This is a genomic window from Microbacterium sp. UBA837 (assembly GCF_002296025.1).
Lineage (GTDB): Bacteria > Actinomycetota > Actinomycetes > Actinomycetales > Microbacteriaceae > Microbacterium.
Map to the genome: position 1 here is coordinate 1 of NZ_DBHD01000160.1, position 9132 is coordinate 9132.

The 9132-nt window shown below is 65.9% G+C and carries 7 protein-coding genes; 4 read left to right on the forward strand and 3 right to left on the reverse strand.

Going from position 1 to position 9132, the window contains the following annotated elements:
• Together clpX and B3587_RS11740 are read left to right on the forward strand one after the other, a co-directional pair.
• Positions 1–1147: ATP-dependent Clp protease ATP-binding subunit ClpX (gene clpX, locus B3587_RS11735; protein WP_292728853.1), on the forward strand; the 1147-nt coding region annotated here is incomplete at its 5' end.
• Between the two features lie 56 nt (positions 1148–1203).
• Positions 1204–1782, forward strand: a complete 579-nt coding sequence (locus B3587_RS11740; RefSeq protein ID WP_228178213.1) for a dihydrofolate reductase family protein — start codon at positions 1204–1206, stop codon at positions 1780–1782.
• Positions 1783–1793: 11 nt separating this feature from the next.
• Here the strand turns inward: B3587_RS11740 and B3587_RS11745 are convergent, their stop codons facing one another.
• A complete protein-coding gene (locus B3587_RS11745) occupies positions 1794–3854 on the reverse strand; it encodes a M3 family metallopeptidase (RefSeq protein ID WP_292728857.1) in 2061 nt (686 codons plus the stop codon).
• Positions 3855–3945: 91 nt separating this feature from the next.
• On the opposite strand from B3587_RS11745, the gene B3587_RS11750 reads away from it, so the two are divergent.
• Together B3587_RS11750 and B3587_RS11755 are read left to right on the forward strand one after the other, a co-directional pair.
• Positions 3946–4560, forward strand: a complete 615-nt coding sequence (locus B3587_RS11750; protein WP_414683135.1) for an ArsR/SmtB family transcription factor — start codon at positions 3946–3948, stop codon at positions 4558–4560.
• Positions 4561–4777: 217 nt separating this feature from the next.
• On the forward strand, positions 4778–6073 hold the full coding sequence (locus B3587_RS11755; RefSeq protein WP_292728860.1) for an MFS transporter: 1296 nt from the start codon (positions 4778–4780) through the stop codon (positions 6071–6073).
• Between the two features lie 8 nt (positions 6074–6081).
• Here B3587_RS11755 and B3587_RS11760 read toward each other — a convergent pair whose 3' ends face one another.
• Together B3587_RS11760 and valS are read right to left on the reverse strand one after the other, a co-directional pair.
• The gene (locus tag B3587_RS11760; RefSeq protein WP_228178216.1) at positions 6082–6333 is read right to left on the reverse strand and encodes a hypothetical protein; all 252 of its coding nucleotides are present in this window, start codon (positions 6331–6333) and stop codon (positions 6082–6084) included.
• Between the two features lies 1 nt (position 6334).
• Positions 6335–8902: a valine--tRNA ligase gene (gene valS, locus B3587_RS11765; protein WP_292728864.1), complete on the reverse strand. Its 2568-nt coding sequence runs from the start codon at positions 8900–8902 to the stop codon at positions 6335–6337.
• Positions 8903–9132 lie beyond the last annotated feature (230 nt).

A 9132-nucleotide genomic window follows, 5' to 3' on the forward strand; every position in this document is an offset into this window, starting at 1 on the left:
CTGCAACGAGATCATCGAAGAGCGTATGGCAGAGTCCGGCGACGGGGTTGTCGCCGACTTCGATCTGCCCAAGCCTCGCGAGATCTTCGCGTTCCTCGAGGAGTACGTCGTCGGTCAGGAGCCAGCCAAGCGGGCGTTGTCGGTTGCCGTCTACAACCACTACAAGCGTGTCCGTGCGCACTCGACGCTGCAGCCCGCCGAGCAGCGCGCCGAAGACATCGAGATCGCCAAGAGCAACATCCTGCTTCTCGGGCCGACGGGATGCGGAAAGACCTACCTCGCGCAGACCCTTGCCAAGCGACTGAACGTGCCCTTCGCTGTCGCCGATGCGACTGCGCTGACCGAGGCGGGGTATGTCGGCGAGGACGTCGAGAACATCCTGCTGAAGCTCCTGCAGGCAGCAGACTTCGACACGAAACGCGCTGAGACCGGCATCATCTATATCGACGAGGTCGACAAGATCGCCCGTAAGGCCGAGAATCCGTCGATCACGCGGGATGTGTCGGGTGAGGGCGTGCAGCAGGCTCTCCTGAAGATCCTCGAGGGCACGGTGGCTTCCGTCCCGCCGCAGGGTGGGCGCAAACACCCGCATCAGGAGTTCATCCAGATCGACACGACGAACGTGTTGTTCATCGTGGCCGGCGCCTTCGCCGGATTGGAAGACATCATCTCGTCGCGCGTCGGCAAGCATGGTGTGGGATTCGGGGCGCCGCTTCACAACAAGGGCGACGACCTCAGCCTGTTCAGCGAGGTTCAGCCCGAGGACCTGCACAAGTTCGGCCTGATCCCCGAGTTCATCGGGCGCCTTCCCGTTGTCGCATCCGTGTCGCCGCTTGACCGCGAGGCCCTCATCGAGATCCTCACGGCGCCGAAGAACGCGCTGGTCAAGCAATACCAGCGGATGTTCGAGATCGACGGTGTCAGCCTGGAGTTCGACGACGAGGCGCTCGTTGCCATCGCCGATCTCGCGGTGGCGCGCAAGACCGGCGCCCGCGGCCTGCGCGCGATTCTCGAAGATGTGCTGGGGCCGATCATGTTCGAGATCCCCTCTGCCGAGAACGTCGACAAGGTGATCGTGACGCGCGCTGCCGTCGAGGATGGCGCAGCTCCGACGCTCGTACTGCGCCAGGCTCGCAAGTCCGCCTGAGCGGGCGTCACGTCCTGCCCGTGAAGGATGTCGGGGCCACCGAGTAGCGTCGCGGCGTGACGCGATTCATCTATGACACCGCGACCAGCTTCACCGGCTGGATCGCTGACTCCGACCATTCCTTGCAGTGGCTCTTTGACGTGCCAGGCGGCACCGAGCCAGATCCTGAGCTCCTGCCACCCACAGACGCGCTGATCGTCGAGGGGTCGTCGACCTACGAGTGGATACTGCGCGAGTCTGATCTCGTAGATCACCCCGAGAAGTGGCACGAGCTCTTCGGCACCCGCCGCACGTTCGTCTTCACCTCGAGGAACCTGCCCGTACCGGAGGGTGCGGATGTGACGTTCGTCTCGGGGCCGGTGACGGGCGTGTTGAGCGAGATTCGTGACGCCGCGGGGGAGTCGGACGTGTGGATCGTCGGCGGCGGAGAGCTTGCCGCGCAGTTCTACGACGCTGGAGCGCTCGACGAGATCGCCCTATCGATCGCACCTGTCGCACTGACCAGCGGCGCGCCCCTGTTTCCGCGTCGGGTTGAGTCGGACCGGCTCCGCCTGGTCGAAGCGCGCCAGGTCGGTCAGTTCGCGCGGCTGCGGTTTGTTGTCGACGCGCCCCGCGTCGGCCCGGCTGGAGACTGAGGGCGGGCTCCCTAGCTGTCGAGTCCCCGGCGACGCAGCAGCGGGGCGATCTCGGCCTCGCGGCCGCGGAAGTCCCGGTACGCCTCGAGCGGATCCTTCGACCCGCCGACGCCGAGGAGGCGCTCCCGGAATCTGTCGCCGTTCGCCCGCGTGAGACCGCCGTTCTCGCGGAACCATTCAACGGTGTCGGCATCCAGGACTTCGCTCCAGATGTAGGAGTAGTAGCCCGCGCTGTAGCCGCCGGAGAAGATGTGGGCGAAATACGTGGATGAGTACCGGGTCGGAACCGCCGGATTGTCGAGCCCGATCTCCGCCAGCGCAGCAGCCTCGAACTCCGCGACATCCACCGCGTCAGCACCATCAGTTGAAAGAAGCGAGTGCCAGGCCTGATCGAGCCAGGATGCAGCCAAGTACTCGCTCGTCGCGAACCCCTGGTTGAAGCTCTCGGTCGCATTCAGGCGCTCCACAACCTGCGCCGGCAGTGGCTCGTCTGTCTCGATGTGGCGCGCATAGGCTGCCACGATCTCGGGCCAGAAGATCCACATCTCGTTGACCTGGCTCGGGAACTCGACGAAATCCCGGAACACATTGGTGCCGGCGAAGTGCGGGTAGGTGACTGTCGCGAACAGGCCGTGCAGCGCATGGCCGAACTCGTGGAAAAAGGTCGTGACTTCGTCAAGGGTCAACAGCGTCGGAGTGCCCGGCTCCGGCTTCACGACATTGAGGTTATTTACCACGACCGGCGCCGTGCCGCGCAGCTGGGACTGGGAAACGATGGAGTTCATCCACGCGCCACCGCGTTTGCTATCACGTGTATACAGATCGAGCAGGTAGAGCCCGAGTGCCGAGCCATCGGCATTGAACACCTCGAAGACCCGCACGTCAGGGTGGTAGCCCGGAAGGTCGGGGCGCTCGGTGAAAGTGATGCCGTAGAGCTGTGTTGCTGCACGGAAGACGCCGTCTTGGAGCACGCGCTCAGCCTCGAACCACGGACGCAGCGCTGCGGTGTCGATGTCGTATTCAGCTGACCGAACCTTCTCGGTGAAATAGGCCCAGTCGTGTGCCTCTATCGTGAACGGTTCGGCTTGAGCATCCGCCATCGCCTGAAGCGACGCCTGCTCTGTTCGGGCGTTGCGGGCCGCCGGCGCGGCGAGGCGGAACAGCAGGTCGCGAACGGCTTCGGGGCTTCGCGCTGTCTCATCTGAGGTGACGTAGTCGGCGTGTGAGCGGTACCCGAGGAGCTCAGCGCGCTCTGCTCGCAGCTGCACGATCTCGCGTAGTACAGGGCGATTGTCGTTGCCGTTGTCGCGGGTACCACGAGCGCGGGATGCCGCCATGATTCTCTCGCGTGACCGGCGATTGTGCAGGGAACCCAGGTACGGGTGTCCGGTGTACAGGGTGAGCGAGATCAGCCAGCCCCCCATGATGCCGCGATCGGCAGCTGCTCGCGCGGCCGCCGACAGCTCACCCTCGGTGAGCCCGTCGAGCTCGGTGACATCATCGAACAGGACAGCGAGGTCATTTGTGTCGTTCAGGAGATTCTTCTCGAAGGTCGTGGTGAGGATCGAGAGGCGACCGTTGATCTCGGTGAGTCGGGCCTTCTGGGCTTCGTCGAGGCCCGCGCCCGCGTGGGTCATCTCGCGGTAGTGACGCTCGACCAGATAGCGATCCTCCGGCGCGAGGTTGAGGTCATCCAGCTGCGCATGCACGCTCGCTATGCGTCGATAGAGCTCGGGGTTCAGCTGCACAGCATCCGTGTGCGCCGCCATCAACGGTGCGAGTGCCTCTTCGATCTCTTGAATCTCCGGCGTCGCGTCAGCAGACGAGACGGTGTAGAACGCTGACGCGACATCGTGGAGCAGCTCACCACTCCGCTCCAGGGGCACCAGTGTGTTCTCGAACGTCGGGGCGGCCGCGACATTCGTGATCGCGTCGATCTCGCGCCGATGCCGGGCGAATGCCTCGGTGAACGCCGGCAAATAGTGCTCCGGACGGATGGCCCGATAGTCGGGGAGCCCGTAGGGGAGCGGGCTTGCGGCGAGGAGCGGGTTCGACAGGGCGGCGTCGGTCATGGACTCAACCTATCTCCTCAGTAGCGGACTCCAAAACGTCGTTTGCAAATATGTGCTTGCAAAATATTGTTTGCAATCTTATTCTTGCATCGTGAACGAGTCGGAGGAGATGCCGGGCGAGCAGCCGCCGAGGATCGGCGAGGCGCGCGAACTGGACGTTGGCGCGCTGCGCGCCCTTGCCCACCCGCTTCGCGTGGAGATTTACGACATCCTGAGTCAGTTCGGTCCTCAGACGGCGAGTTCGCTGGCGGAGCAGCTGGGGGAGTCGTCGGGCGCCACGAGCTATCACCTGCGCGCCCTCGCCAAGCACGATCTCATTCGAGAGGTTCCGGATCGCGGGACGGGGCGCGAGCGTTGGTGGGAACGCCCCAAGGGAGCCGTCTCGATGACCAGTCCGACGGCCGTCAAGAGTCCCGCGGGCCGCGCCGCCAGCCAGGTCGTCATCAGCGAGTTCTATCGACGCCGGAACCGGCAGCTCGAGGATTTCATCTCGCGTCAGATTCGAAAGGATCCCGACGAGTGGACAGCGATGCTCAGCACCGCCACCGTTCGGCTGACCGATGGCCAGTTCGAAGAACTCGTTCGCGAGGTTGAGACCGTCATCGACTCCTACGTCGCTCGCTATCGCGACCAGCAGGGCGAGGGAGTGCGACCCTTCACCATCCGAACCGATGTGTTCCCCCTGACAGACCCGGAGGAGTCATGAGCGTGATCAGCACAGTGGCCCCCAGCCGATGCGAGCAGCCGCAGCCGAGTGCGCTCGAGCGGGCGGCGCTGGCCATCTTGCGAGCGCTGGAACGGGATATTGAAGCGCGGGTTCGGAGGCGTGCATCGACACGTCGGATCCGGCACGCAGCGGAACGCGGGTACGCTGACGGGCGCGCTGATGCCCGCGCCGGCGCCCATCTCGGCATCCTGCCACGATGACCCTCGCGCCGAGCTCCGTCCAGGGTCGGGTTCCGCTCGGCAGGGACTTCGGGAAGCTCTGGACCGCTGCAGCATTCAGTAACCTCGCGGATGGCGTGGGCCGTACGGCGGTCCCTCTCATCGCGACGACGCTGACGCGGGACCCGGTAGCCATTGCCGCTGTGGGAGCGCTGGCGTTCGTTCCCTGGCTGTTCTTCGGGCTTCCAGCAGGCATGATCGTCGACCGGTTCGACCGACGCCGGGTCATGGCCTCGGCGAACGTGCTTCGGGGCGGCGTCGCGGTCGCCCTGGCTGCTCTGACGGCAACCGGTCACCTGGAGCTGTGGCACCTGCTCGTTGCGACTGTGGCGTTCGGCATCGGAGAGACCCTCTTCGATAACGCGACGAATGCGGTGATCCCGTCGCTGGTCGGCAAGGCAGGGCTCGACCGGGCTAACAGCCGGATTCAGGCAGCCCAGATCACGATCGACAGCTTCGTCGCGCAGCCCATTGCGGGAGTCCTCTTCGCGATCTCGCTCGTGCTCCCGCTCTGGGTCGGATCGGCGGGCTATCTGATCCCCATCGTTCTAGCGCTCATGCTGCCGATCTCCGCTGCCAGTGCCCTGCGTAGGGCCGCCCCGGATGCCGCATTTGCAAGCGACGAGGTGGCGGTTCCCGGTGAGAGGCTCCCGGCATCTGCCGCTGCGCGGGTCTCGACCAAGGATGCTGCGCTGTACCTGTGGCGCCATCGCTATCTCCGTGCGCTCGTGGTCTTTACCTCGATCCTCGGTGGCGCCTTCTCGTTCGCGCAGGCGCCGACGATTCTCTACTTCCTCGAGACGCAGGGCGTGGCTCCTGCGGCGATCGGTTTCGTCACGGCGGGAATCGGAGCCGGCGCGCTGCTGGGCTCACTCGTCGCGCCGGCGCTCGTGCGTCGCTCCGGCCGCGGCGCCGTCATGCTGGGCGCCAATCTGGCTGCCGGCGTCTGCCTGGCTGCGGTGGGAGTGGCCCCCGAACTCGTCAGCGCGATCGTCGCCTACGCAGGAATGGCGTTCGCAGTGTCGCTCTGGAACGTCCCGTGGGGAGCGCTGCGGCAGATGATCATCCCGGGCGACATCTTCGGCCGGGTCCTCGGGATCATCCGGAGCCTCACCTGGGGGCTCTTCCCCATCGCCACGATGCTCGGGGGCCTGGTCGCACGTGTCGACCTTCGGCTTCCGTACGTCATCGCGGCAGCCGTGACGATCATCGCCGCACTCGCCGCCGCGCGGCTTCTTCTGGCAGCGAGCCGGGTGTCACCGAACGAGGAGTGATCGCAGGTTCACGCGAACTCGTCGTCGGGGTCGTGGTGCACGACCGCCTCGCCGTCGTCGTCGAGAGTCACGATCACGCCGGTGTCCAGTTCCGCGATCGGCCGACCCTCGAGCCAAGTGAGCGTCCAGCGCGGTGTCGGCTCCTGAGCGAGCTGTCCGGCAGAGATCAGGTCCTCGACCGCGGCGATCTGCGCGCGAAGCGCGTCGGGCACGGCGGCCGGCGGTGTTGCCCCGAGGGGCCAGCGGGTTCCGAGCTGCATGTCAGACCTCTCCGAGTTCGATGGATGCCACGGTCGTGCTGTCGGCATCCGTGTACGTGATCGTGTCGATGCGCCCCACGGCCTTCAGGTCGCCCTCGGCCGTGCGCAGTCGCTCCACTGTCGCGGCAGGTGCACCGATCGTGATCGAGGCCACCGGCGTCTTCTGCGAGGCCTTTGCCTCCGTCTTGGCGCGACGGATGCCGATGAGCGCCTCACCGACCGCGGTCAGTACCGCGGGGTCCCCGTCGATGCCGAGCGGCTCGGGCCACGACGCCGTGTGAATCGACCCCTCCTCGAACCACGACCAGGCTTCCTCGGTCGCGAACGAGATGACGGGCGCGAGCAGACGCAGCTGCGTCGACAGCGCGATGCGTAGCGCCAGAGCGGCGGATGCCTGCCCGACATCGCTCTGGTCGTAGGCGCGTTCCTTCACCAGCTCGAGATAGTCGTCGCAGAAGGTCCAGAAGAACGACTCGGTGATCTCCAGTGCACGGGCGTGGTCGTACGCGTCGAGTGCTGCGGTGGCGTCGCGCACGACGCCGTCCAGGGTCGCGAGCATCGAGGCATCCAGCGCGTGAGTGATGCGGGCGCCTTCGGGGACGGGGAACGAGAGCACGAACTTCGCCGCGTTCAGGATCTTGATCGCCAGGCGCCTGCCGATCTTGATCTGGGTCGGGTTCTGCGGGTCGAACGCGGCATCCGTGCCCAGACGGCTGGATGCTGCCCAGTAGCGCACGGCATCCGAACCGTGCTGCTGCAGGATGTCGGCGGGGGTGACAACGTTGCCCTTGGACTTGGACATCTTCTTGCGGTCAGGGTCGACGATGAATCCCGAGATCGCGGCATCAGTCCACGGCGCTCGCCCGTCCTCGAGCGCGCTGCGAAGCATCGTCGAGAACAGCCACGTCCGGATGATGTCCTGTCCCTGGGGACGCAGGTCGAACGGTGCGACAAGATCCCAGAGCTCGGGATCGCGCTCCCAGCCGCCGGCGAGTTGGGGAGTCAGGGACGAGGTCGCCCAGGTGTCGAAGATGTCACGCTCGCCGTCGAAGCCGCCCGGGACTCCCCGCTGGTCCGCGGTGTAGCCCGGCGGCACGTCGGTGGTGGGGTCGATGGGAAGTTGGTCGTGAGAAGGGAGCAGGACGCGGTCGTAGTCGCGCTCACCGTTCTCGTCGAGGGCGTACCAGACCGGGATCGGCACGCCGAAGAATCGTTGGCGCGAGACGAGCCAGTCGCCGGTGAGGCCGCCGACCCAGTTCTCGTACCGCACGCGCATGAAGTCCGGATGCCACGCCACGTCGCGGCCGAGTTCGAGGAGCTTCTCACGCAGCGCCTCGTCGCGGGCTCCGTTGCGGATGTACCACTGACGCGTCGAGACGATCTCGAGGGGGCGGTCGCCCTTCTCGAAGAACTTCACGGGATGGGTGAACGGCTTGGGGTCGCCGATCAACTCGCCTGACTCCTGCAGGAGTTCCACGACGCGCTTCTTGGCGCTGAAAACGGTCTTGCCGGCAAGCTCCGCATAGGCGGCACGCGCGGCGCCCGTCGTGATGACCTCGGGAGCCTCGGCGGTGATGCGGCCGTCCTTGCCGATGATCGTGCGGTTGGGAAGGTCGAGCTCGCGCCACCAGATGATGTCGGTGACGTCGCCGAACGTACAGATCATCGCGATACCCGAGCCTTTGTCGGGCTGCGCGAGCGGGTGCGGCAGCACTGGCACCTCGACATCGAACAGCGGCGTGCGCACGGTCGTGCCGAATGCGGGCTGGTAGCGCTCGTCATCGGGGTGGGCGACCAGCGCGACACACGCGGCCAGCAGTTCGGGGCGCGTGGTTTCGATGTGGATGTCGCCGCTGCCGTCGCTCTTGTGGAAAGCGAGGCGGTGGTAGGCGGCTGGCTGCTCGCGGTCTTCGAGTTCTGCCTGCGCGATCGCGGAGCGGAAGTCGATGTCCCACAGGGTCGGCGCGAGCGACTGGTAGGCCTCGCCACGTTCGAGGTTGCGCAGGAACGCGAGCTGGCTCGTGCGCATCGTCTCGTCCGAGATCGTGCGGTAGGTCTGGGTCCAGTCGACGGACAGCCCCAGCATCCGCCAGAGATCTTCGAAGTGCTTTTCGTCCTCGACAGTGAGCTTCTCGCAGAGCTCGATGAAGTTGCGGCGGCTGATCGGCACCTGGTCGGCTGCCTTGCTGCTCTTGTTGTCACCGCCCTCGTAGGGGGGAGTGAAGTCGGCGTCATACGGCAGCGAGGGATCGCAGCGGACGCCGTAGTAGTTCTGCACGCGGCGTTCGGTCGGAAGCCCGTTGTCGTCCCATCCCATCGGATAGAAGACGGTCTTGCCCCGCATCCGTTCGAAACGCACCTTCACGTCGGTGTGGGTGTAGCTGAACACGTGACCGATGTGAAGCGACCCGGATGCCGTGGGCGGGGGAGTGTCGACGGAGTAGACCCCGCCGCGTCCGACCTCGGCGGCGGCGCCGCGGTTGAACCGGTAGGTTCCGGCATCCGTCCAGGCGGCATCCCACTTCTGCTCGAGACCTTCGAGGGCGGGCTTGTCGGGTATGGCGGCCATGGGTCTCCTAGCGCGATATGTGCGGCACCGTGTGTGCGTGCCTGAGTGTGGGATACGCCTCGATTCTACCGGCCCGGGGCGGTGAGCACCGGGCCCGCGGGTACACCCGGGAGGTGATGCGCATTCCGGAGGGCCGAAGCTGGAGTCTCGTCCTCCCAAGCGTGCATCGCCTCCCGAGTGTCCGGCGAAAGTCGTACTACGTTCCTCCCCTGCCGCGCTGGCCGGGCGCA

Bases quoted from the DNA above. Each gene is read 5' to 3' on its own strand.
- B3587_RS11745 (WP_292728857.1), bottom strand. From the start codon at position 3,854: ATGACCGACGCCGCCCTGTCGAACCCGCTCCTCGCCGCAAGCCCGCTC.
- B3587_RS11755 (WP_292728860.1), top strand. From the start codon at position 4,778: ATGACCCTCGCGCCGAGCTCCGTCCAGGGTCGGGTTCCGCTCGGCAGG.
- B3587_RS11760 (WP_228178216.1), bottom strand. From the start codon at position 6,333: ATGCAGCTCGGAACCCGCTGGCCCCTCGGGGCAACACCGCCGGCCGCC.
- valS (WP_292728864.1), bottom strand. From the start codon at position 8,902: ATGGCCGCCATACCCGACAAGCCCGCCCTCGAAGGTCTCGAGCAGAAG.